This is a genomic window from Deltaproteobacteria bacterium, from assembly GCA_016875225.1.
GTDB lineage: Bacteria > Myxococcota_A > UBA9160 > SZUA-336 > SZUA-336 > VGRW01.
Genome location: VGRW01000012.1, coordinates 33,645 through 57,301, shown reverse-complemented (window position 1 = coordinate 57,301; position 23,657 = coordinate 33,645). Strand labels below are relative to the sequence as shown.

At 69.5% G+C, this 23,657-nt stretch carries 22 protein-coding genes; 15 read left to right on the top strand and 7 right to left on the bottom strand.

What is annotated here, in order from left to right; translation table 11 throughout:
* Window positions 1–7: 7 nt before the first annotated feature.
* Genes FJ108_05210 through FJ108_05200 form a run of 3 tightly spaced genes read right to left on the bottom strand, consistent with a single transcriptional unit; the run spans window position 8 to window position 4,304 of the window.
* A complete protein-coding gene (locus tag FJ108_05210; GenBank protein MBM4335301.1) occupies window positions 8–2,158 on the bottom strand; it encodes a PQQ-dependent dehydrogenase, methanol/ethanol family in 2,151 nt (716 codons plus the stop codon).
* 20 nt (window positions 2,159–2,178) lie between these two features.
* Window positions 2,179–3,642, bottom strand: coding sequence for a hypothetical protein (locus FJ108_05205; GenBank protein ID MBM4335300.1), 1,464 nt, complete (start codon window positions 3,640–3,642; stop codon window positions 2,179–2,181).
* Window positions 3,639–4,304: a 2-hydroxychromene-2-carboxylate isomerase gene (locus tag FJ108_05200; protein ID MBM4335299.1), complete on the bottom strand. Its 666-nt coding sequence runs from the start codon at window positions 4,302–4,304 to the stop codon at window positions 3,639–3,641. Before FJ108_05200 ends, FJ108_05205 begins: the two co-directional genes overlap by 4 nt.
* 284 nt (window positions 4,305–4,588) lie before the next feature.
* Here FJ108_05200 and FJ108_05195 point away from each other — a divergent pair, with 284 nt between their 5' ends.
* The 12 genes from FJ108_05195 (at window position 4,589) to FJ108_05140 (ending at window position 14,963) form a co-directional block, all read left to right on the top strand.
* Window positions 4,589–5,044, top strand: coding sequence for a cytochrome c (locus FJ108_05195; protein MBM4335298.1), 456 nt, complete (start codon window positions 4,589–4,591; stop codon window positions 5,042–5,044).
* A 176-nt stretch (window positions 5,045–5,220) separates the two neighbouring features.
* On the top strand, window positions 5,221–7,059 hold the full coding sequence (gene nosZ / locus FJ108_05190; GenBank protein ID MBM4335297.1) for a Sec-dependent nitrous-oxide reductase: 1,839 nt from the start codon (window positions 5,221–5,223) through the stop codon (window positions 7,057–7,059).
* A 15-nt stretch (window positions 7,060–7,074) separates the two neighbouring features.
* The gene (nosD, locus tag FJ108_05185; GenBank protein ID MBM4335296.1) at window positions 7,075–8,346 is read left to right on the top strand and encodes a nitrous oxide reductase family maturation protein NosD; all 1,272 of its coding nucleotides are present in this window, start codon (window positions 7,075–7,077) and stop codon (window positions 8,344–8,346) included.
* Window positions 8,336–9,241 (top strand): ABC transporter ATP-binding protein, encoded by a 906-nt coding sequence (locus tag FJ108_05180; protein ID MBM4335295.1) that lies wholly within the window; start codon window positions 8,336–8,338, stop codon window positions 9,239–9,241. The genes nosD and FJ108_05180 overlap by 11 nt, the downstream gene beginning before the upstream one ends.
* A complete protein-coding gene (locus FJ108_05175) occupies window positions 9,231–9,701 on the top strand; it encodes a hypothetical protein (GenBank protein MBM4335294.1) in 471 nt (156 codons plus the stop codon). The genes FJ108_05180 and FJ108_05175 overlap by 11 nt, the downstream gene beginning before the upstream one ends.
* Complete coding sequence (locus FJ108_05170) at window positions 9,698–10,537, top strand: hypothetical protein (protein ID MBM4335293.1); 840 nt, start codon at window positions 9,698–9,700, stop codon at window positions 10,535–10,537. The genes FJ108_05175 and FJ108_05170 overlap by 4 nt, the downstream gene beginning before the upstream one ends.
* A gap of 29 nt (window positions 10,538–10,566) precedes the next feature.
* Entirely contained in the window at window positions 10,567–11,193 is a 627-nt protein-coding gene (locus FJ108_05165; GenBank protein ID MBM4335292.1) for a hypothetical protein, read from the top strand.
* A 10-nt stretch (window positions 11,194–11,203) separates the two neighbouring features.
* On the top strand, window positions 11,204–11,551 hold the full coding sequence (locus tag FJ108_05160) for a hypothetical protein (GenBank protein MBM4335291.1): 348 nt from the start codon (window positions 11,204–11,206) through the stop codon (window positions 11,549–11,551).
* Window positions 11,552–11,599: 48 nt separating this feature from the next.
* The gene (locus tag FJ108_05155) at window positions 11,600–12,226 is read left to right on the top strand and encodes a DUF47 domain-containing protein (protein MBM4335290.1); all 627 of its coding nucleotides are present in this window, start codon (window positions 11,600–11,602) and stop codon (window positions 12,224–12,226) included.
* Complete coding sequence (locus FJ108_05150) at window positions 12,226–13,221, top strand: inorganic phosphate transporter (GenBank protein MBM4335289.1); 996 nt, start codon at window positions 12,226–12,228, stop codon at window positions 13,219–13,221. Before FJ108_05155 ends, FJ108_05150 begins: the two co-directional genes overlap by 1 nt.
* A 45-nt stretch (window positions 13,222–13,266) precedes the next feature.
* Complete coding sequence (locus FJ108_05145) at window positions 13,267–13,563, top strand: NAD(P) transhydrogenase subunit alpha (GenBank protein ID MBM4335288.1); 297 nt, start codon at window positions 13,267–13,269, stop codon at window positions 13,561–13,563.
* The gene (locus tag FJ108_05140) at window positions 13,560–14,963 is read left to right on the top strand and encodes an NAD(P)(+) transhydrogenase (Re/Si-specific) subunit beta (protein ID MBM4335287.1); all 1,404 of its coding nucleotides are present in this window, start codon (window positions 13,560–13,562) and stop codon (window positions 14,961–14,963) included. The genes FJ108_05145 and FJ108_05140 overlap by 4 nt, the downstream gene beginning before the upstream one ends.
* Here FJ108_05140 and FJ108_05135 read toward each other — a convergent pair.
* Together FJ108_05135 and FJ108_05130 are read right to left on the bottom strand one after the other, a co-directional pair.
* On the bottom strand, window positions 14,960–17,701 hold the full coding sequence (locus tag FJ108_05135) for a cyclic nucleotide-binding domain-containing protein (GenBank protein MBM4335286.1): 2,742 nt from the start codon (window positions 17,699–17,701) through the stop codon (window positions 14,960–14,962). The two genes, FJ108_05140 and FJ108_05135, sit on opposite strands and share 4 nt — an antisense overlap.
* A gap of 37 nt (window positions 17,702–17,738) precedes the next feature.
* The gene (locus FJ108_05130) at window positions 17,739–18,527 is read right to left on the bottom strand and encodes an outer membrane lipoprotein-sorting protein (protein ID MBM4335285.1); all 789 of its coding nucleotides are present in this window, start codon (window positions 18,525–18,527) and stop codon (window positions 17,739–17,741) included.
* Window positions 18,528–18,672: 145 nt separating this feature from the next.
* Between FJ108_05130 and FJ108_05125 the strand changes: the two genes are divergently transcribed.
* On the top strand, window positions 18,673–20,163 hold the full coding sequence (locus FJ108_05125; protein ID MBM4335284.1) for a hypothetical protein: 1,491 nt from the start codon (window positions 18,673–18,675) through the stop codon (window positions 20,161–20,163).
* Here the strand turns inward: FJ108_05125 and FJ108_05120 are convergent.
* Window positions 20,160–21,386 carry a hypothetical protein gene (locus FJ108_05120; GenBank protein MBM4335283.1) on the bottom strand — a complete coding sequence of 409 codons (1,227 nt, stop codon included), beginning with the start codon at window positions 21,384–21,386 and terminating at the stop codon, window positions 20,160–20,162. The two genes, FJ108_05125 and FJ108_05120, sit on opposite strands and share 4 nt — an antisense overlap.
* A gap of 23 nt (window positions 21,387–21,409) precedes the next feature.
* Window positions 21,410–22,216 (bottom strand): hypothetical protein, encoded by an 807-nt coding sequence (locus FJ108_05115; GenBank protein ID MBM4335282.1) that lies wholly within the window; start codon window positions 22,214–22,216, stop codon window positions 21,410–21,412.
* Window positions 22,217–22,274: 58 nt separating this feature from the next.
* Here FJ108_05115 and FJ108_05110 point away from each other — a divergent pair, with 58 nt between their 5' ends.
* Window positions 22,275–22,649: a hypothetical protein gene (locus FJ108_05110; GenBank protein MBM4335281.1), complete on the top strand. Its 375-nt coding sequence runs from the start codon at window positions 22,275–22,277 to the stop codon at window positions 22,647–22,649.
* Window positions 22,646–23,650, top strand: a complete 1,005-nt coding sequence (locus FJ108_05105) for a phosphotransferase family protein (GenBank protein ID MBM4335280.1) — start codon at window positions 22,646–22,648, stop codon at window positions 23,648–23,650. Before FJ108_05110 ends, FJ108_05105 begins: the two co-directional genes overlap by 4 nt.
* Window positions 23,651–23,657 lie beyond the last annotated feature (7 nt).

Genomic DNA, 23,657 nt, shown 5'->3' with positions numbered 1-23,657 from the left:
GGGCGACTCAGTTCTTCGGCGCCTGCTGCTTCTCGTAGGCCTTGCGCGCCTCGCCGACGACGTAGGCGCGGACGCTCGCGACCTCCTCGGGGGTCAGCATGCCCTCGAACGACGGCATGCCGGTCCCGCGCAGCGCGCCGCGCAGCACGATGTCCTCGAACGCCGCGTGCCGCTCGGCGCTCATCATGCGCAGATCGGGAACCAGGAAGCTCGACGCCGCGGAGAAGCCGTGGCACCAGAGGCAGTTGTAGTCGTAGACGCTCTTGCCGGCCGCGACCTGCTCGGCCGACGCCTCGAGCACCGGCGGCGGCGGAATCGTGCGGTCGCGCGGCGGGTTGGTCGGCATGGGGTTCGCCGCGCCGAGCTTCCACACCAGCACGCGGCCCACGTTGTGGTGATTCGCGATCGCGGTGGTCTCGTTCAGTCCGCCCGCGATCGAGCCGCCGCCCCAGCCGGTCGCGACCGCGACGTACTGCTCGTCGCCGAGCGCGTACGAGATCGGCGCTGCGATGATCCCCGTCTGCGAGCGGACCTCCCAGAGCACCTCGCCGGTCTCGTCGTGGTAGGCGCGGAACACCCCGTTGCCGAGGCCGTGGAAGACCAGGCCACCCGCCGTCGCGAGCGTGCCTCCGTTCCAGTGCCCCTCGTGCTCGACGCGCCAGCGCGCCTGCCTCGCGACCGGGTCCCAGCCGATCAGCTGACCCTTCGCGACCGGCGTGTCGGTCTCGGTCCGCTCGACGACCACGTCCATGTCGAGCCCGAGATTCCAGGTGCCCGGGCGGACCTTGAACACGCCCTCGTTCGCGTACCAGAACGGCGTGTCGTGCGCGGGCAGATACACCAGCCCCGTCTTCGGGCTGAACGCCATCGGCTGCCAGTTGTGACCGCCCTGCGGCCCGGGAAGCATCAGCTTCGCCTTCTCCAGGTACGAGCTCTGCTCGGTCTCGATCGGCCGGCCCGTCGCCGGGTCGACGCCCGTCGCCCAGGTGACCGCGACGTACGGCTCCGCCGAGATCAGCTCGCCGGTCGCTCGGTCGAGCACGTAGAAGAAGCCGTTCTTCGGCGCCTGCATCAGCACCTTGCGGGTCGCGCCGCCGATCTCGAGCTCGGCGAGGATGATCGGCTGCACCGACGTGTAGTCCCAGTTGTCGCCCGGCGTGGTCTGGTAGTGCCAGACGAGCTCGCCCGTGTCCGCGCGAAGCGCGAGGATCGAGCAGAGGTACAGGTTGTCTCCGCCGCCCGGGCTGCGCGCGATCCGGCTCCACGGCGAGCCGTTTCCCGTGCCGACGTAGAGCAGGTCGAGCTCTGGATCGAAGGCCATCGAATCCCACGCGGTCCCGCCGCCGCCGACCTTCCACCACTCCCCGCTCCACGTCTTCGCCGCGACCTCCATCTCGGGGTGCTCGAAGGGCTGCGAGGGATCGCCTGGGACTGTGTAGAAGCGCCAGACCTGCGCGCCGGTCTTCGCGTCGTACGCGGTCACGTAGCCGCGCACGCCGAGCTCCGCGCCGCCGTTGCCGATCACGACCTTTCCCTTCAGCACGCGCGGCGCGCCGGTGACCGTGTAGGGTCGCTTCGGATCGATCGTCAGCACCTCCCAGTTCACCGCGCCGGTCGCCGCGTCGAGCGAGACGAGCCGGCCGTCGAGCGTCCCGACGAAGACCGAGCCCTCCCAGACCGCGACGCCGCGATTCACCACGTCGCAGCAGGCGTGTCGCGCCCACTCGCCGGGGACCTTCGGGTCGTACTTCCAGATCTCCTTTCCGGTGGCGGCATCGAGCGCGAACACCACGCTCCACGACGCGGTCACGTACATCACGCCGTCGACGACGATCGGGGTCGCCTCCACGCCGCGCGTCGAGCCCAGGTCGAACGACCACGCGAGCCCGAGCGAGCTCACGTTCCCGCGATCGATCGCCGCGAGCGGGCTGAATCTCTGCTCGCCGTGCGTACGGCCGTGAACCAGCCACTGGCCCGCGTCCTGATCCGCCCGCGCGACGCGCGCGGCATCGACGCGCCCCGCCTTCGGCTCGGCTGCGGGCGCCGGCTCGGCCGCGGGCGCTTCCGCCGCGGGCGGCTTCTGCTCCGCGCGCTCGCCACAGGCGAGCGCCGAGAGGAGCAGCGCGGACAGGGTCCAGAAACGCGAGCTCGTCGTCATCGTCACCCTCCGTGCAGGAATCAGAGTCCGCCCCCGCTGCCCGAGTCAAGCACCGGGCGGTAGGGCTCGCGCACGCCGATCTTGAGCAGCTGGCCCTCGGCAAGGCGCGCGCTGACCTCGAGATCGTTCGCGATCGCGGTCTGATGGACTTCGTAGACGTTGCGATTGCGTTGGGAGAACTCCGCGATCGTCTCGCCCCCGATCGCGCGCGCGAGGCGGAGCCGATCGACCGTCACCGACGCGAGCTCCTCGGGCGTCGGCGCTCGCAGGCTGCGCACCAGCCGCGACGCCCGCCCGGAGTACTTCTCGAGCTCGATCGCGCGCGCGACCGCGGAGAGCCGGTACACGTGGCCGCCGAGCGCGATCCAGGTGAGCTGGCCGGCGAGCTCCCCCTGCGGGGTGACGAGACGACCGCGCACCGCGAAGCTCTTGCAGCAAGGCGTCTGCTGCGGCGCGGCCGAGTCGATCAGCGCGCGCATCTGCGCGAGCCTCGCGCCGACCTCGGCTCGCGCGAACGGCTGCGGGTCGGCGCCCTTTCCCGCGTATTCGAGCGCGAAGCGCGCGCGCCCGTCCGGCGCGATCGCGACCACGGCCGCCGGCGTGTTCGCGATCTGCCAGCCGCGCGGGAACTCCAGCGTGACGCCGAGATCGGGGTGCAGGAAGCGCGAGCCGCGCACGACGCCCTCGGCCGGATCCGCACCGAGCATCAGCCCGTCGATGTGCGCGAAGTACGCCTCGCGCGCCGCCCGAGCGTCGGCCTGCGCGGGCGCGCCGAGCGCGGCCGCCGAGATCGACGCGCCCGCGACGCGTTCGGGACTGCTCGGGTGCGTGTCGAGGAACGTCGGAATCCGCGAGATCCCCATCTGCAGCCGCTCGATCTTGTCGAGCGAGAGCAGGAACGTGCCCAGCGCTCGGGGATCGTATCCAGCGGCGGCGCAGATTCGCTGCCCGCCCGTGTCGGCCGCCCGCTCCTGATCGCGCGCGTACGCCGCGATTCGCGCCATGCGCGGAACGCCGAGCGAGAAGGGGCTCAAGCGCTCGGAGTAGGCCTGGCGCCCGGCATGGTGCCGGGCCGCCGCGTGCGTGATCTCGTGCGCGAGCACGCAGGCGAGCTCGTTCTCGGAGTTCGCCAGCACGAGCAGCCCGCGCGACACGAAGATGTGTCCACCGGGAAGCGCGAAGGCGTTCGGGCTCCACTGATCGACGACCTGGAACCGGTAGGCGAACGGCTGGCGCGGCGTGAAGCGCAGCAGCCTCTGGCCGATCGACTCCACCCAGGCCGCGAGCTTCTCGTCCTTCACGACTCCGATCTGGGCCGCGACCTCGCGACTGGCCTCCTCGCCCGCGCTCGCATCCGCCTCGGGCGTCGAGAGCACCACGGTTCGAGCCGGCGCCGTCGGCGAGGACGAAGGAGGCGCGCACCCTTCGCCCAGGGCGAGAAGAAGCGACGCCAGCGCGAGTCGCCATGCGGCTCGGGATCTCATCCGGCGTCCGGCCCGATGCGCTCGGCGAGACCGTGCTGACGCAGCCGCCAGACGAGCAGGTCGATCCTGTCCTGCCCGAAGAACGGCTCGCCGCGGAAGACCAGCGTCGGAACGCCCCAGTGGCCCGCCTTCTCGAGGTCGCTCTGATGGCCGGCGATCAACCGATCCAGTCGATCGGCGTCGCGCGAGATCGCCGCGTCCATTTCCGCGAGATCGCAGCCGGCGCGAGCGGCGGCCCGCGCGAGATGCGAGCCCTCGTTCCAGCCCGCGGTTCCGCCCCAGATCAGGGTCGAGACCTCGTCGATGAACGAAAGTCCCCTTCCGCGCTCCGCCGCGAGCGCCCCGAGCCGCGTGAGGCGATGGATGTACGGCTGCTCGGCCGCGACGACTCGCGACGGGAACTCCTGGACGATCGGGTCGGGCCGCGGCCATGCGTAGGGAAGGCCCAGCGACTGCGCGATCCGCAGCGTGTCGCGAAGCAGATACGGGGGCCAGAGCGGATTCACGCGCTCGAAGAAGCCGGGAATGCGCACCGCGATCGGCAGCACGGGGCGGACCCGCACGTCGAGGTCGTAGCGCTGTTCCAGGCTCACGATGCGCTTGGTCGCGAGGTACGAGTACGGGCTGCGGAAGGACCAGAACAGATCGATCTCGAGGGCCATCTCGTTGCGATGCTCGCAGATCGAAGCAGGCACGTCCCCAGGGTGGTCGGGCGGACCACCCTGCAGCATTTCGTTCGTTGCCATCAGCAACCCGGCGCGATACGTTCGCCCCCACTCTGCCGGCCGGAGCTCCGAATTCCCGTGGCTCGCGGCAGCGTCGATGTGGTTCACGTCGTCTTGGAGCCAGAGCTCGAGCGTGTGACTCGTGCGCTCTACTCGAGTGTTCGGTCTGCCTGAACGACGAGATGTGTCCACCGAACCAGCGATGGCGGAAGGAGAATCGGATGAGGGGTCGTCTGAGATGGATGGGTGCGCTGGCGATCGCGGGCGCTCTGCTCGCGTGCGGATCGGGCGAGGACTCTGGAAAGCCCGCTGCTCCGGGCGCCGCGCCGGCTCCGGCTGCGGCCGCGGCGCCAGCACCCGCTCCCGCCGCGGCCTCGAGTGAGGCAGCCGGCGACGAGGCCAAGAAGATCTTCGAGACGCGTTGCTACACCTGCCACGGAATGACGGGGATGGGCGACGGCCCCGGCTCCGCGGCACTGACCCCCAAGCCGAGGAACTTCCACGACAAGGATTGGCAGGCTTCGGTCAGCGACGATCACATCAACAAGATCATCCTCTACGGTGGCGCCGCGGTCGGGCGCAGCCCGATGATGCCCGGCAATCCCGACCTGATCGCGAAACCCGAGGTCGTGAAGGGTCTGGTCGCGCACATTCGCGAACTGGGCGCGGAGGACTAGACGCAATGATCGGAAGGAGAACGGAGATGCGGATTTCGAGGTCGTCTCATCGGTCGCGCGCAGTCGCGCTCGCGCTGTCGTGCCTGCTCGGAGCCGGCGCGCTCGCGTGCGGTCCGCAGGGCAGCCAGGAGCTCCAGCCGGCGGGTGGTCAGAACGGAGCCTCGACCAGCGCGCTGATGAAGCAGCGATCGCTGACCGAGAACGACGTGACCGCCGCGCTCAAGACCTACACACCGACCGGTGTTCACGACCCGTACTACATCTTCGCGTCGGGCGGCCACTCGGGTCAGGTGATCGTGATCGGCCTGCCGAGCATGCGGATCCTGAAGGTGATCGGCGTTTTCACGCCCGAGCCCTGGCAGGGCTACGGCTATGGCGACCAGAGCGAGAGCGTGATCGGCCAGGGGGACACGAAGGGCATCGCACTTCGCTGGGCCGACGTGCACCACCCCGCGCTCTCCGAGACGAAGGGCGATTACGACGGCCAGTTCCTGTTCGTGAACGACAAGGCGAACGCGCGCGTCGCCGTGATCGACCTCGAGGACTTCACCACCACCCAGATCGTGCGCAGCGGACTGATCCAGTCCAACCACGGCGCGACGTTCGTCACCCCGAACACCGAATACGTGATCGAGACCAGTCAGTACCCTGCGCCGCTCGGCGGCGGCTACGCGCCGATCGAGCAGTTCAACGACGCGTACCGCGGCGCGACGATCCTCTGGAAGTTCGACCGCGAGAAGCGCCGGATCGTGAAGGAGGAGTCGTTCGCGATCGAGCTGCCTCCCTACGGCCAGGACCTCGCCGACGCGGGCAAGCTCGCCAGCGAGGGCTACTTCTTCGTGAACTCCTTCAACACCGAGCGCTCCTGGGGCGGCTCGCTCGAGGGCAATCCGCCGCTGGAATCCGGCGCTTCTCAGAACGACATGGACTTCCTGCACGTCTTCGACATCCGGAAGGCCGAGAAGGCGGTCGCCGACGGCAAGACGAAGCTGATCGCCGGAATGCGGGTGATCTCGCTCGAGACCGCAGCCTCCGAGGGAATCCTGCACCTGGTTCCCGAGCCGAAGAGCCCGCACGGCGTGGACGTGACCCCGGACGGCAAGGAGATCGTGATCGCCGGCAAGCTCGACACGCACGCGACCATCTACACGATCGAGAAGCTCAAGGCGGCGATCGAGGCCAAGAAGTACGCGGGCGTGGACGCCTACGGCGTGCCGATCCTGCCCTTCGAGGACGTGATCCGCGGCCAGGTCGAGCTCGGTCTCGGCCCGCTGCACACGCAGTACGACGACAAAGGGAACGCCTACACGTCGCTCTTCCTCGAGTCCGTCATCGCGAAATGGAACCTCGCGGATCTGAAGCTGATCTCGAAGATCCCGGTGCACTACAACGTGGGCCACATCACGACACCCGAAGGCGACACGGTGAGTCCGGACGGCGGCTACCTGGTGGCGATGAACAAGTGGGCGATCGACCGCTTCCAGGACGTCGGGCCGCTCCTGCCGCAGAACTTCCAGCTGATCGACACGGCGTCGGAGCCGATGCAGCTGCTCTACGACCTGCCGATCCCGAACGGCGAGCCGCACTACGCGCAGACGATCAAGGCGGACAAGATCAAGGCGATCGACGTGTACTCGCCGGTCGGGACCGATCCGCTGCTCCGCGCCGTCTCGCCCAACGCGGTCGGGGCGGGCAAAGAGCGCATCGAGCGGCGCGGCGACGGCGTGCACGTCTACATGACCGCCGTACGCAGCCACTTCGTGCCCGACGTGATCCGCGTCAAGCAGGGAGAGACCGTGCACATCCACCTCACGAACACGGAGCAGGCGCTCGACGCGACCCACGGGTTCGCGATCGCGGACTACAACGTGAATGTGAGCATCGAGCCCGGCGAGCACTCGGATATCGAGTTCGTGGCATCGCTGCCCGGCGTGTTCCCGATCTACTGCACCGAGTTCTGCTCGGCGCTCCACCTCGAGATGGCGGCCTACCTGCTCGTCGAACCGACGAACTGACACAGGCGCGAGAGCGTGAAGGTCGCACACGGCGTCGGGGCGTGCCTTCTAGCTCTCGCGTCCCTGGTCCGGGCGGATCCGTCCCCGTGTCGCGACGTGGCGGCCGGCGTGGAGCTGCAGCCGCTGCTCGACGCGGCGGCCGACGGCGATGCGTTCTGCCTCGGCGCGGGCAGTCACTCCGGCCCGCTGAGAGTCACACGGCGCGTCTCGATCTCGGGTCCGCGCGAGGCGGTGGTTCGCGCCAGCGGGGTGGGCTCGACGATCTCGCTCGAGGCGGACGGCACCGTGCTCGAAGGGATCAGCGTCGACGGAAGCGGCGGCCGCTTCGACCTGCTCGACGCCGCGGTGCGCATCGCAGCCGACGAGGTGCGCGTCGAGGGCGTCGCGGTGCGAAGCGCGCTCTTCGGCATCCTCGCGAATCGCGCGAGCCGGCTGGTGATCCGCGGCAACGAGGTCGACGGAAACCCCGCCAAGGCGCTCGGCATGCGCGGCGACGCGATCCGCCTCTGGGAGGTGCGCGACTCGCTCGTCGAGGGCAACCACACGCGTGACGCGCGCGATCTGGTCGTCTGGTACTCGCCCGGAAATCGGCTGATCCGGAACGTCGTCGAGCGCGGCCGCTACGGAATCCACTTCATGTACAGCCACGAGAACGTCGCCACCGACAATCGCATGATCGCGAACGTGGTGGGGATCTTCGCCATGTACAGCCGCAACCTGCGGATCGAGCGGAACCTGATGGCGTGTGCGACCGGCGCCGCCGGAATGGGGCTGGGCGCGAAGGAGTCCGGAAACCTCCAGATCCGCGCGAACGCGATCGTCCAGAACAGCGTCTGCATCCACGTAGACAACAGCCCGCTGCAGCCGGAGGAGTGGAACACGTTCTCCGAAAACGACGTTCGCGGCTGCGACGTGGGTCTCTCGTTCCAGGGCATCGCCGAGCGCAACCGCTTCGAGGCCAACCGATTCGGCGACAACGACGTGCAGGTTCGGATCGAGGGTGGCGGCGACGCGCGGGCGGCCGAGTTTCGCGGCAACGACTGGGGCGACTACGCCGGCTACGACCTCGACGGGGACGGCGTCGGGGACCTGCCCTACGAGCTGCGCTCGCTCGCGGGCGACCTATCGACGCGAAACGCACAGCTGCGGCTGTTCCGCGGCACCCCGGCGATGTGGCTGGTCGAGATCGTCGGTCGCGTGGTGCCGCTGTTCCGGCCGACGACGATCCTGATCGACCCGGAGCCACGGCTGCGCCTGCGGCCCGCGGGAGCGACCCATGCGGGTTGAGGTCTCGGGCCTGTCGAAGGCGTTCGGAGGCCTGCTCGCGCTTCGCGACGTCGGCTTCAGCCTGCCCTCCGGCCGGCGCACCGCGCTGGTGGGGCCGAACGGCTCGGGGAAATCGACGCTGAATCGGGTCGTCATGGGTCTGCTCGCGTTCGAAGGCGAGGTCCGCATCGACGGCTTCTCCGCGCGCGACGAGCGGCTCGAGATCGCGCGGCGCATGGCGTACGTGCCGCAGATCGCGCCCGCGCTCGCGGTGCCGGCGGGCGAGCTGGTGCGAGCGCTGGTCTCCGTGCGCGGAGGCGACCCGGCGCGCGTGGCGGAGATCTGCTCGCGTCTGGGTCTTCAGCTGGACGAGATCGCGTCGAAGCCGTTCCGCAGCCTGTCAGGGGGAATGAAGCAGAAGCTTCTGATCGCGCTGGCGCTCGCCGCCGATGCGTCGCTGCTGATCCTGGACGAGCCGACCGGCTCGCTCGACGCGCGCACACGCGAGGCGTTCTTCCCGCTCTTCGACGAGCTCGCGAGGGACGCGACGGTGATCCTCTGCTCCCACCGGCTCGAAGAGGTGCGCCACCTCGTCGACCACGTGCTGCTGCTCGACGAGGGGCGATTGATCTACGACGGCGAGGCCGCGCCGCTCCTCGATGCGTCGCTCTCGAGCGTGATCGAGGTCCGCGCGCAGGGCGAGTCCGCGTCGAGCTGGCTCGGCGAGCACGGCTTCCGGCGCGGCTCCGGAGACTGGTGGGTGCGGGCGGCGTCGACGCAGGAGAAGCTCGCGCTGCTGCCCGAGCTGGCTCGAGCGCTCGACGGCGCGATTCGCGACTTCTCGGTGCGCGAGCTCGACTCGCTCGAGCTCGCTGCGCGCAGCGCTGCGCGCGCGGAGAATCCGGATGGGCGCTGAGCGCGGAGCGCGCAGCCGGGTCGGCCCGCTCCTCGTCGTCGGAGCGCTTCTCGCTGCGCTCGTGCTCGCGCTGCGCTGGGCCCAGAGCCCGCCCGAAGGGCCCGTCGAGCCGAGCTGGAGCCAGACCCCGTGCGCTCACTGCGGCATGCTGGTCGGCGATCCGGCGCACGCCGCGCAGCTGCACACCCCCGCGGGGGAGGTGCGCTTCTTCGACGACGCGGGCTGCCTGCTCCTGTACGCGGCCGAGCGCCCGGACGAAGCAGGCTCCGCGTGGTTCCACCACCTGCGCGACCCGCGCTGGATTCCCGAAGCGAGCGCAGGCTTCGTGGCCGCCGAAGGCACGCCGATGAGCTACGGGCTCGGCGCCGTCGACGCGGACGAGCCCGGCGCCCGCTCGCGCGTCGAGGCGCTCGCCGAGGTGCAGCGGCTCGAAGCCTCGCGGCGGGGAACGGCGAAATGAAGCCCGGGGTGGACTTCGCGGCGGTCGCCAGGCTCGATCTGGCCGAGGTGGTTCGCTCGCGCTGGCTCGCGATCTGTCTCTCGCTCTATGCCGGACTCGCCGGGGTCTTCGTCGCGGCGGGTCTGCGCGAGTCGGGCGTGATCGGCTTCACCGGGCTCGGGCGCGCGCTCTTCTCGCTCTGCCACACGCTGGTGTTGCTGCTCCCGCTGGTCGCGTTGGTGGCGACCGGACAGGTGGTGAACCGGGCGCGCGACGAAGGCACGCTCGAGCTCCTGATGAGCCAGCCGATCCGACGCGGTCGCTATCTCTTCGCGATTCTCGCCGTGCGCTTCGCCGCGCTCGCGCTTCCCTTGCTCGCGATCTTCGTCCTGCTCGGCGTCGTCGGCGCCGCGTGGAGCGGTGCGGGAGCCGCGGCCGGAATCGCCACGCGCGCGTCCGCCCTCTGCGCCGCGCTGCTCTTCGCGTTCACGTCGATCGGGCTCCTGATCTCGGTGCGCGTGCGAAGCCCGGCTCGGGCCAACGCCTACGTGATCCTGTGTTGGCTCGCGGGGGTGGCCCTGGTCGACTTCGCGCTGATCGGCGCGATGCTGCGCTGGCAGCTCCAGCCGCGCGCGGTGCTGCTGCTCGCCGCGCTGAACCCGGTCCAGGATGCCCGCCTCGGGCTGCTCTCGGCCGGCGGAGTCGACCTCGAGACGCTGGGTCCGGTCGGCTTCTACCTGGTCCAGACGCTCGGGCCGAACGGCCTGCTGGCGCTCGGCGTCGTCTGGCCGACGATTCTCGGCGCCGCGGCCTTCGCCCTGGCGCTGCGCGCATTTCGCCGTTTCGACCTGGTCTAGTCGCGAGAAACCCAGAAGAGGAGTCGAGCATGCCCACCTTGCGCGAACGGTTCGATCGCAGTCTCACCGGCGGACTCGTCCCGGGAACCCGGCGCGCCCTGCTGGTCCTGGTGGTTCCACTGGCGCTGGGCTTCTCGGCGCCGCTCTGGCACCTGCACATGAAGGCGCCCCAGTACCCGCAGGGTCTGGACCTGGAGATCTACGCCTACACGGTCGCGGGCGACGTCGCCGAGGTGAACACGCTGAACCACTACATCGGCATGGCGAAGATCGACCGCGCGGCGCTCTCCGACCTGGACTGGATTCCGTTCGCGCTCGGCGCACTGGCCCTGCTCGCGCTTCGCGTGGCCGCGGTCGGAGACCTCCGTTCGCTGATCGATCTGCTGGTCCTGTTCGGGTACTTCTCAGCGTTCTCGATGGCCCGCTTCTACTACAAGCTCTACTTGTTCGGACACAACCTGAATCCGACGGCGCCGTTCAAGATGGAGGCCTTCACGCCGCCGATCCTGGGCACCAAGCAGATCGCGAACTTCACGGCGACGAGCTTCCCCGGCGGCGGCTCGTTCTGGATCGGGCTCTTCGCGCTCGGCCTCGTCGCTCTGCTGGGGATGAATCTTCGCGGCCTGATCCGGGGCTGGCGCGAGAGCAAGAGCTGAGGACACCCGGATGAACACCAGACGCATTCCGCTCGGAGCGCTGCTCACGACCCTGCTCGCGCTCGCCTGCACCCAGGAGAGCCAGAACCGGCTCGGGCGCGCGATCCAGAACTGGACCGGCACCAACGGCGTGCTCGACGTCTACGCAGGCGAGAGGCTGGCGATGCGCTTCATCGCGATCGACAAGCTGACCACCAGCCTGGGCACGGGCGCACGCGGGGAGGCCCGCGCGTACCGCTTCGGCTACGGGATCTACGACGAGAACCAGAACTGGATCGCCGACCCGGGCGAAAAGAAGCTCTACTTCGAGATCAGCGACTACTCGACGAGCTACGTCTTCTACGAGAACCCGCGCTGAGCGGGGAGTTGTGATACACCGCTTGCGCCGGACACGTTTGGGGGACGCATGCTCTCCAGGATCCTGCCGAAAAAGACGGAGTTCTTCGGTCTGTTCTCGAAGCACGCCGCGCTCTGCGTAGAGGGTGCGGGGCTGCTCCGGGACCTGCTCCGCGATCCGAGCCGCGCCGAGGAGGGCTACCAGCGGATCCACGCGGTCGAGCACCAGGCCGACCGGATCTGCCAGGAGACGATGGAGATGCTGCACTCCTCGTTCATCACCCCGATCGACCGCTCGGACATCCACGCGATCTCGAGCCGGATCGACGACATCATGGACCACATCGAAGCGACGGCGCAGCGGATCTGGCTGTACGAGATCCAGCGTCCCACGCCGGAGATGCTCGAGATGTCCGAGAACGTGGTGAGCGCGACGCACGCGATGAAGGCGGCGGTGGACGGGCTCGCCGGCAGCCTTCCGGCCGAGAAGATGCGGGCGCTCTGCCTGAACGTGAAGACGGTCGAGAAGGAGAACGACCGGGTGCTGCGCCGCGCGACGGCGCGGCTCTTCAAGGAGGAGCTCGACGCGCGCGCCCTGATCAAGTGGAAGGAGATCTACGAGGACGTCGAGGGTGCGATCGATCGCTGCGAGGACGTCGCCAACGTCGTCGAGGGCGTGGTTCTAGAGAACAGCTGATGGAGTGGCTGCTCGTCGCGGTCGTCGTGATCGCGCTCGTCTTCGATTTCACCAACGGCTTCCACGACGCGGCGAACGCCGTCGCGACCTCGATCTCGACGCGCGCCATCCCGCCCAACGTCGCGCTCTTCGGCGCGGCGGTCCTGAACGTGGCCGGGGCGTTGGTCTCGACCAACGTCGCCGCCACGCTGGCCAAGGGCATCGTCGAGTCGAGCGCCGTGACCGGTCCGGTGATGTTCGGCGGGCTGGTCGGCGCGATCACCTGGAATCTCCTCACCTGGTGGTGGGCCCTGCCGTCGAGCTCGTCCCACTGCCTGGTGGGCGGCGTCGCCGGCGCGGTGATCGCGACCACCGGAAGCGACGCCGTGAAATGGGACGGGATCATCGAGAAGGTGCTGGTCCCGACCGTGATCGCGCCGGTCGTCGGATTCACGGTCGGCATCGCGCTCATGGTGCTCCTGCTCTGGGCCTTCGGCCGCGCGCATCCGGGGCTGATCTCGCGCCGCTTTCGCATCGCGCAGCTGATCTCCGCCTCGTTCATGGCCTTCAGCCACGGCTCGAACGACGCCCAGAAGACCATGGGCGTGATCACGCTCGCGCTCTTTGCCGGCGGGGCGATCCCGACCGCGGACGTGCCGCTCTGGGTCAAGCTCTCCAGCGCCGTGGTGATCGGGCTGGGCACCTATTCGGGCGGCAAGCGGATCATCCGCACCCTCGGCATGCGGCTGGTGAAGCTCACGCCCATGCACGGATTCGCGGCCGAGACCTCGGCCTCGGCCGTGCTCATGGCCACGGCCCACTTCGGATTCCCGGTCTCGACCACCCACGTGATCTCGACCTCGATCATGGGGGTCGGCGCGACCCAGCGGCTCTCGGCGGTGAAGTGGGGGCTGACCCGGGACATCTTCCTGGCCTGGATCCTGACCCTGCCCGCCGCGGGGCTGATCGGCGGGCTCTGCGCGATCGCCTCGAAGCTCGTTTTCGGGGACGGATAGCGCTACTGGATTCCCGCCCGGAGAACCGGAGGAGGAGGCCCGCAGGTGCAGCAGCTCGACTTCTGGACGATGGCGTTCGTCTTCATGCTGGCGACGTTCATCGGATTCGACGTGATCCGAAGCGTCTCGCGGCTGCTCCACACGCCGCTGATGTCGCTCACCAACGCGATCTCGGCGATTGCGGTGGTCGGAGCGGTGCTGATCGCCGGTGAGCAGAAGACCACCTTCTCGACCGTGCTCGGCACGATCGCGGTCGCGGCCTCGGTGACCAACATCGTCTCGGGCTTCATGATCACCGACCGCATGCTGCGCATGTTCAAGAAGCGGGAGCCCTCGAAATGATCGCCGAGGAATCCATCTGGCACCTGACGCAGGGCAGCTACCTGGTCGCGTCGGCCCTGTTCATCTTCTCGCTGCGCTGGCTCTCGCGCCCGGAGACGGCGCGGCGCGGGGTGCTCGCGGGCGTGCTCGGCATGACGCTCGCGGTGCTCGGCACGTTCCTGAATCCTCACGTGAAGCACTTCGAGTGGATCGCGATCGCGGTGGTCGTGGGCACGATCATCGGCGTACCGCTCTCGCGCGTCGCGCTCACGGCAGTTCCGCAGCGGACCGCCCTCTCGCACGCCTTCGGCGGGCTCGCGGCCGGGCTGGTCGGCACGGCCAAGTACGTGCTCTGGCTCGAGTCGGACGAGCTCACCACGTTCCGCATGTTCGCGATCGCGGTCGAGGTGATCCTCGGCTTCGTGACGCTCACCGGCAGCCTGATGGCCGCGGGCAAGCTCCAGGAGGTGATCCCGACCCGCCCGATCACGTACCGAAACCAGAACGTGATCAACCTGTTCCTGCTCGCGATCGCCGTCGGGTCGGGCATCTGGCTGGTGGTCGATCCCACGCAGTGGCAGCTCTTCCCACTGATCATCGGGCTCTCGCTGCTCTTCGGCGTGCTGCTGATCATTCCGATCGGCGGCGCGGACATGCCCACCGTGATCTCGCTTCTGAACTCGTACGCGGGCCTCGCCGCGGTCGCGATGGGCTTCGTGCTCGAGAACAACGTGCTGATCATCGCGGGCGCGCTCGACGGATCGTCCGGATTCATCCTCTCGGTGATCATGTGCAGGGCCATGAACCGCTCGTTCACGAACGTGCTCTTCGGCGCCTTCGGCCAGGTCCAGGCGGCCGCCGTCGCGGGCGAGCAGAAGGCCGTGAAGAGCGGCAGCGCGCAGGACGCGGCCGATCTGCTCGAGGCGTCGAACCAGGTCGTGGTCGTGCCCGGCTACGGAATGGCGGTCGCCCAGGCGCAGCACCGGGTCCGCGAGCTCCGCGACCAGCTCAGCAAGCGCGGCATCTCGGTCAAGTTCGCGATCCACCCGGTCGCGGGCCGGATGCCCGGCCACATGAACGTCCTGCTCGCCGAGGCCGAGATCCCCTACGACGAGCTCGCCGAGATGGACGACATCAACCCCGACTTCGCGCAGACCGACGTGGTGCTCGTGATCGGCGCGAACGACGTCGTGAATCCCGCCGCCCGCCACGACAAGACCAGCCCGATCTACGGCATGCCGATCCTGGACGTGGACAAGGCGAAGTCGGTGATCGCGATCAAGCGCTCGATGAGCCCGGGCTTCGCCGGCATCGACAACGAGCTCTACACCGCCGACAACACCATGATGGTCTTCGGCGACGCGAAGGCCGTGATCGGCGACGTCGTGAAGGCGCTCTCCGGAGGTAGCGGAATTCACTAGCGCAAGCGGTCAGTGGACCTCGAGAGGCGCTGGGCGAGGATCTCGTTCAGGTTGCGCAGCAGCGTGGCCGCGATTCGCGGCCGCTGGCGCGAGAGCCGCTGGAACGTATTCGGCGTGAAGCGCAGCAGGCGCGCCTTCGCGGCGATGTCCATGTTCGCGCTGCGCTCGCCGAAGAACAGACCGACCTCGCCCACGACCTCGCCGCGCGCGCAGCGGTTGAGCTCGATCGGGCCGTCGTCGCCCGGCTTCCAGACGCGGACCTCCCCGTCGACGATCACGTACATCTCGCGTTCGTTGTCGCCGATGTGCCCGAGCGGCGTTCCCTCGGGCAGGTCCCTCAGGCTCGCCATCTGCGCCACGATCCGGCACTGCGCCTTCGACAGGCCTTTGAAGAGCGGAATCGCCTTCTGAGGGTCCTCGCCCAGGTCGAGCCCGAGGGTGTCCCAGAGCGTCACGATGCGCAGGCCGCTGCAGAGCGCGGGCGTGAGCGTGAGCTCGACGAGCAGGCCGAAGCCGAGCGTGAATCCGCCCAGACCCCCGACGTGCTGGTACGCGGTCAGGTCGCTGGCGCAGAGCATCAGGAACCCCGCCACGAGCGAGAGCGTGGAGAAGGTCGCCGGCTTGCCGACCGAGTGCAGCACGGCGACCGTGCCCATCTCCTCGTTGGCCAGGCGCTTGGCCTCGGCGCTGAAGCGCAGGAAGTAGTGGATCGTGTCGTCGATCGCGACGCCGAGCGCCATCGGCGCGATGATGCTGGTGGTGAGATTCAGCGGAATTCCGGTCACGCCGAGCGCCCCGAAGTAGACCGCGACAGGAATCACGTTCGGGACCAGCGCGTAGATGCCCCGCGTCCAGGACAGGAACAGCACGCAGAGCAGCCCGTAGATCAACAGCAGCGAAGTCAGGATGCTCTTGAGCTGGCCGACGATCAGGTCGTCCACCACGCCGGCCATCAGGATCTGGTTTCCCGTGACGCGGCCCTCGAGGTTCGGCGGCAGGCCGGCCATCCTGGCCTCGATCCGCTCGACCAGGTCGGAGATCTGATCGCTGCCGATCACGGTGGTCCGCACCTGGATGTTCGTCAGCTGGTAGCGGGCGTCGATGTAGCCCTCGAGCTCGTCGCTCGCGCCCAGGAAGAGCAGCTGGCCGGCGAGGCGCTCGTTCTCGGGCACGGCGAGCTGCTCGGGCGCGTCGGCGTGGAAGGCGCGGTTCAACAGCTTCACGAAGTCGACCAGACCGCGCGTGCCGCCGATCTCGGGCTGCTCGTCGAGCCAGGCCTGAAGCTGCTCCAGCGCGCGCAGGTTCGCGGGGTGCTTGAAGCTGGTGTCGTCCTTCGCCTTGACCACGATCTGGAAGCCGTTGGCGCCGTCCAGATGCGTGTTCACGGCCTCGAAGTCGAGGCGCTCCTCGGAATCGGCGGGAAGCGAGCGGATGCCCTCGCTGCCGACGACCAGCCGCGTCGCCAGCACGCAGGACGCGAGCGCGACCGAGCCCCAGACCACGAAGATCGCGCGCCGGTTGCGCAGGTCGAAGGCCGCGAGCCGGCCGAGCAGGCGCGAGAACCTTCCGTGCTCGCTCACCTCGGCCGAGACGGCGATCCGGCGCGGCCGGCCCAGCGCCGAGAGCAGCGCCGGCGTGAGCGTCAGCGCGCAGATCAGCGGCGCGAGCACCCCGATCACCATCGTCCAGCCGAACTCGACCAGCGCGGACAGCGGCGAGACCGCATTGGAGAGGAAGCCGGCGACCGTCGTGAGCCCCGCCAGGACCACCGCCAGCCAGACCAGCGAGAGCGTGTGCTCGACGGCGTCTCTCGAGCTGATCTTCGCATCGCCGCGAAGCGTGTCGTAGTACTCGGAGACGACGTGTACCGAGTACGCCACGCCGAGGATCAGCAGCATGACCGGGACGAAGAACGTGACCAGCGTGAGCGGCCGCCCCAGCCAGGCCAACGCCCCCAGCGTCCAGAGCACCGCGGTCGAGACGCTGAGCAGCGGCAGGATCACGCCGCGAAGCGTGCGGAACGAGATCGCGAGCACGATCGCGAGCGCGAGCAGGATCAGCGGCGCCATGCGCAGCAGATTCGCCTCGAGATACTTCGCCTGCGCGATGCGGATGTGGGGCCCGCCCGTGATCCACACCTGCGCGTCGCCCGCGGCCTCGTGCGCGATCCGGTGCACGGCAGCGTCGAGCCCCTTCGCGATGAACTCGCGATCGGACAGGTTCAGGAACTGCACCACGATCGCAGCGGTCCGGGCGTCGGGCGAGATCAGACTCCCCGCGTAGATCGGGTTCGACAGCGCCTGCCCGCGCAGCTCCGCGAGCTGCCCGGGATCGGTCGGGATCTCCGTCACGAACTTGCGGATGTCGATCCCGTCTTCGCTCCCGCGCACGTTGGCGGCATTGGTGATCGCGATCGCGTGGTGGGGGCCGTCGAGCTTTTCGATCTCGGCAGTGATTCGCGCGATGCGCTCGAGCGAGTCGTGCGTGAAGACGTCGTCGGTCCGGACGGCGACCACCATCGTCTCGTTGCTGCCGAACGCCCGGCGCGCGTAGTCGTAGAACTTCCGCACCTCGGCGTCCTCGGGAAGCAGTCCGTCCATCGACATGTCGACGTCGAGCGGGCGCAGGCGGAGCTCTTCGAGATCGACGAGCGGACGGACGGCTACGGCGGTGAGCGCGAGCAGCGCGAGGAGCGTGAGCCACGGCCACTGCGCGACGATCCGGAAGATCCGCTTCACGCGGGCGCTCGCACGGGCGTCGAACCCATTCCGCCCACTAGCGGCAGTGCCGGCCGAGCGAACTCACCTGGAAGCTGCGCTCGTCGACCCCTCCGTCGACCTCGAGCTCCTCGACTACGACCGTGGTCTGCGTCTCGTCACGAACGTCCTTCATCACGACCTCCGCAGGCGCGTGGATCCCGTGGTCCTCGAGCATGTCCTCGGTCTTCGCCAGGAACAGCTTGCGCAGCCGGTCGCCGTTCTCGAACGACTCGGACTTGATCACCACGCAGGTCTGCTTGTCGACGTAGCTCACGACCTTCGTGTACGACGACGAAGCGCCCTCCTTGGGACGGGTCGCCATCACGTACACCTGCCGGCCGTCGAGCTCCGCATCGGGCAGGCGCTCGTGGCTCTCGGGTCGGTTCAGCTGCTGCCAGCGCTGCAGGTCCTCGTAGGTGAAGTCCGTGCCGAAGACGCTGCCACCCATGCCCTCGCCCGTGATCCGCTTGACCTTTCGGAGCTCGGGCGTGAACAGGAAGCTGTCGGGCGCACCGTCGGGCGTCTCGACCGAGAGCATCTCCGAGCCGCGCATGTCCGGCGGCTGCGTGATGCAGAGCTTGGCCCGGCGCAGGCCGTCGGCGAGCTTCATGCCGAGCATCTTGGCGCGGAACTCGCGCTGGCCGCCGATGCGGTCCACCGACGTGAAGTGCACCGTCTGGACGCTCGACTTCGCGGGGATGTTCCGCTTCAGGCAGTCGCGGACCTCTTGAACCGGGTCGTCTGCGGCGGCGGAGGTCGGCAGGCAGAGTGCCAATCCGAGAAGAAGCAGGCGTCGTCTGCGCATTCTCGCCCCATCTTAGCCGACCACGTGGCGCGTGCGCGCCCTCGAAGCTAAAACGCAGACGGGGGGATCGTCGTTGCGAGGAGATCCGCGCGACCTGCGTGCCGCTCGACGTCTGGCAGCGGGCGAACGCCGCGCTCGCAGGGAGATGCTGGCGCGCGGCCGGCTCACGATCGCACTCGGACTCGGCTGTCTGGGGCTCGCGGTCTGGACGGCGCTGGCCGGCGTGGGAAGCGACGCGTCGGCCGAGCCGCAGCCGAGCGCCTCGTTGCCGGAGGTGGGCGCGTTCGGCCCCGAATCCGCGGACGAGCCCGCCGCCGAGGTCGACCCGTTCGAGCCCGCGCTTCCCCAGCCGCCGGTGCCGTCGACGGCGCCGAGCGCGGTGCCGGCGGAGAGCCCCGCTGCAAAGCCGTTTCGCAGCGCGAAGGGGGTGGTGCCGCCGGACGTGCTCTCGAGGGTTCCGGTCCCGCTGCCCACGGTTGGCGCGGCCGGCCTGCCGCGGCTCGTCGCCGGTCGGGAGTCCGGCGCGAGAAGCTCTCGCGGCGAGCGGGTCAGCGAGCTCGTGAGCCCCGCCGGCTCCCGCTCGAAGCTTCGCATCGACTACACGCTGGACCTCGAGCTGACTCGCGCGATCTACGACATCTTCGAGCGCGGCCGGGTGTCTCTGGGCCTTGCGGTCGTGCTCGACCCGGCGACCGGGAACGTGATCGCCTATGCAGGCACGAATCCCAAGCGTCTGCCGCCCGGCGAGGTCTATCCGGCCGCATCGCTGGTGAAGGTGGTGACCGCCGCGGCCGCGCTCGAGAACGTGCCCGGCGTGGCGGGCCGGACCTGCCGCTACGTCGGCAATCCGTATCGCCTGACGGCGGCGCGCGTCGTCCCGCCCAAGGGAGGGATCGAGGTCAGTCTCGAGCGGGCGCTGGCGATGTCGAACAACCAGTGCTTCGCGCAGCTGGCCGTGAACGATCTCGGGGCGAAGCGGATGCTCGATGCGATCCGACGCTTCGGCCTGCTCGAACGCCCCGGTCGCGGGCACGAGGCAGGCCAGGCCGCCGACCCGCACGGCGATCGGTACGCGCTCGGAAAGCTCGGCTGCGGACTCGCCGGCCTGCAGATCACCGCCCTGCACGCGGCCGAGATCGCCGCGACGCTCGTCGACGGCAAGCGCCGCGAGGCGCGCTGGATCGAGCGCGTGACCGACGCGAACGGCGAGCTGCTCGCGCTCCCGAAAGCCCGGCCCCCCGTGCAGGTGCTCACGCCCGCGCTCGCCACGCGGCTTCGCGATCTGATGGTCGCGACGACCGAGAGCGGGACGGCGCGACGGGCGTTTCACGCCTCGTACGGCCGGCCGATCCTGAAGGCGATGAACGTCGCCGCGAAGACCGGAAGCCTCTCCGGAACGACGCCGCCGGGCCGCTACGAGTGGTTCATCGGCCTTGCGCCCGCCGACCGGCCGAAGGTCGCGATCGCGGTGCTGGTCGTGCAGCCCAAGCGCTGGCACACCACCGGCTCGCAGGTCGGAGCGCAGGTCCTGAACGCGATCTTCTGCCGCGCCTCCGTCTGTCGCCCCGACCGCGCGGACCAGTGGCTCACCGCCGAGCTCGAGTCGCCCGCGAGCTCGGCCGCGACGCCGAACTAGAAGCGGTACTGCGCGCGCAGGATCGCCACCTCGTCGCTTCCCTCGAAGCCCAGGCTCGCGATGTCGTCGTCGGCCTGTGTGCGCGCGACCTCGGCGCTGAGGCGGAGGTTCCGCGTCGCGTACCAGCTCAGCGTCACGGCGGTCGTGCGGAACTCCTGGGACGAGGTCGGGTAGTCGGCCAGAGCGAGCTCGTAGAAGTCGCGATCGATGTCGCCGTTCGCGTAGCGCAGCGCGAGCTCCCAGACGTTCGGGCCGAGCGGCGCGAGCTCGCGCTCCCGGTAGATCCGCCCGTCGTAATCCGGGCCGACGATCCGCCACGAGAGCGTCGTGTGCCAGGAATCGGTCTGGTCGTCGAGGTCGCGCTCGCCGACTGACGTTTGCACGTCGAAGTACCCGCCCCGCGTGCCCTCCCAGTAGAGCCGGACGGCGCCGACCTCGACGCCGAAGCTCAGCGCGTACGAGTGATGTCGATCGGCTTCGAAGCGCATCGTGTCGAAAAGGCGCACTCCGGCCGGGCCGCGAATGCGCAGGCTCCCGTCCCAGTCCCAGCCGTACGCGTAGCCGCCACCGAGGAAGAGACCCGCCGCCAGGGACTCGAGGAACGAGGCGTCCGCACCCGCGAGCGAGCGCAGCGGCCGCGCGAACGCGCGCGCCGAGACGCGCGGGCCGCGCTGCGTCTCGCCGTTCGCGTCGAAGCCGTCGCCGAGCGCCGCGGCCAGATCCCACTCGAAGCCGCCGTCGGCCAGCTCGCCCTCGACGCGAAGCGCCCAGTCGGTGCGGTAGTTCAGGTAGTACGAGAACGAGTGCTCGATCAGCGACAGGTCCTCGGCGCGCGTTCCGGCCTCGAAACCGAGCGGAAGCTGCAGCAGCCCCGCAGAGACGCGAAGCCCGGGCACGCCCGACCAGGAGACGAAGGCCTCGTAGAGGTTCGAGGCGGTCTTGGTGCCCTCGAGGTCTCCCGCGATGCGCAGCCGCCAGGCGTCGCCGTAGCTCGCTTCGACGATCGGCTTGGCCAGGTCCGTTCGGAGGCCGCTCCCACTGTGGTTGTCGGAATCGTGGATCACCAACTCGCCGGCGAAGACGCCACCGGCGTGGAGCGCGAGCTGTCCGTCCGCAGAATTCCAGCGCAGCCCGTCGCTGGGGCTCGCGCGCAAGGAGTCGCCGAACGCGCGAGCGGGCACGGCGACGAGGAGCAGGGCCAAGGCGAAGCCGACCGGATTCATCCGATCCCCCTACACTCGGCGGGTCATTCTACACGCGTCGTCGCCACGTAGCAGAGCCGGGCGTCGGGCCCGGACTCCCGGACCTCGACGCGAAGCGCGGCACTCCGGTCGTCGCGCCGCAGCAGGCGCGTGCTGGCGTGGATCGGAGCGAGCTTTCCGAGCGCCAGATAGTGGATCTCGAGATCGGTCGTCACGACCGGCGCGCCGAGCAGCTCGCGGCCGAACGCGGCGCTGGCGACGTCGACCAGCGTCGCCGCCGCGCCGCCCTGCAGCGCGGAGAGGCTGTTGCGCACGTAGTCCGTGATCTCGATCTCGGCGCGGCCCGCGGCCGCGTCGACGACGCGAATCCCGAGACTGTCCGCGAACGGCGACGCGAGACCCGAGCCGGGAACACCGAGCTCCGTGCGCGACGCGGAGAAATCGCGCGCGTGGACGGGTGTGTCGGCGCGGCGCGGCAGGATCGCGTAGGTCATCGTGGCCATTCCGGCTTCGGTCCCCGCATCGTCCGCGAGCGCGACCTCGAGCACGATCGTCTGCCGACCCGCGCGAAGCACCGATCCGCGCGCGACGACGTGGCCGCGCGACAGCGGTCGGCCCAGGTGCAGAGAGAGATCGAGCGTGGCGAGCCAGTTCGGCTCTGCGATCTCGAGCGCGAGTCCGCCGCAGTACACGTCGACGAGCGTCGCCAGGACTCCCGCACGGACCGCTCCGCGTTCCTCGAGGATTTCGGGGACGATCTGCAGTCTGGCGAAGCCGCCGCCCGCCTCGCGCGACATCGTCATGCGCAGGTCGCGCGTCATGTGGTGCTTCGGCGGATACTCGTTCGACACGAGGCGATTCGACCAGAAGGCCTCGCGCTTGTCACGCCCGGCGTGCGAAACTCGCCGCGTGCAAGATCGACCGGATGCGGAAGAGCTGCTCGCAGTGATCGCGCAGACACTCGAGCGAGAGGTGATGCCCGCGCTCGACGGTGCGCTCGAGTACCGCGTACGGGTCGCGGCGAATCTCGCCCGAATCGTCGAGCGCGAGCTGCGGCTCGCTCCCGAGCTGCTGGAGCGCGAGCGGTCTCTGCTGGAGTCGCTCGTCGGGCCGGGCGAGAGCGTGCTCGAGCTGAACACGCGCCTCGCCGCGCGACTTCGCTCCGGGACGACGGATGTCGGGTTCGAGCGCCGCGCGCAATTGCTGCTCGCCGAAGTCGCACGGGGAAAGATCTCGATCGCGCGCCCCGGGTACGAGAGCTACGATTCAGCGGTCGACGCATGAGTCGGCCCGTCGCGGCTGGCCTCGCGGAGTATCTCGGCGAGGAGCTCGGACGCGGAATCGAGATCTCGATTCTCGGCGAGGCATCCGCGGGCGCGCGCCGTCGCAACGTGCTCTTCGATGCGATCGACGGCTCGACTCGCCTCGAGCTCGTCGCCTCGATCACCCCGTCCGCCGCGATCCTGTTGATGCCGACCGAGACCGAGGCGAGCGCGCTGCGCGTTGCCGAGGAGTTTGGAGTCCCGGTTCCGCACGTGCACTGGGTCTGCAGCGACGAGCGATTCGTCGGCGGCCCGTTCTTCGTCTCCACGCGCGTCGCGGGCGAGACGGTTCCGCGCCGCGTGCTGCGCCTGGTCGAGCGCGAGCGGATCGGAGCCAGGCTCGCGGGTCAGCTCGGACGCGCCTTCGCCAGGCTTCACGCGATTCCACTCGAGCGCGCGCCGGCGGGCCTCGGTCCGCGCGACGCGCGAACCGCGGTCGAGCGGGCGCTCGAGGCGATGCGCGAGCAGCTCGACTCGCTCTGGCAGCCGGCCCCCGCGCTCGCGCTCGGCCTGCGCTGGCTCGAGCGCCGGGCGAAGAGCGTGGCCGCCCGGCTCTCGATCGTGCACGGCGATCTGCGCAACGGAAACATCATCGTGGACGCCACGGGACTGCGAGCGGTGCTCGATTGGGAGGGCGCGCACCTGGGCGACCCGAACGAGGATCTGGCCTGGATTGCCTTGCGCACCTGGCGCTTCGGCGCCGACGCGCTCGAGGTCGGCGGCTTCGCGCACCGCTCGGCGCTGCTCGACGCCTACGTCGAGGCGGGCGGCCGCGTCGATGCCGAGAGCTTCCACTGGTGGAAGGTGCTCGGCACGCTGCGCTGGGGCCTCGGCCTGGCGCGCCAGGCGATCGGACACCTGGACGGCTCGGTTCCCTCGATCGTCATGGCGGCCTCGGGAAGACGCGTGGCCGAACTCGAGTTCGATCTGCTCGCGCTGCTCGGCCGGCTCGGAATCGAGTAGCCGCGCG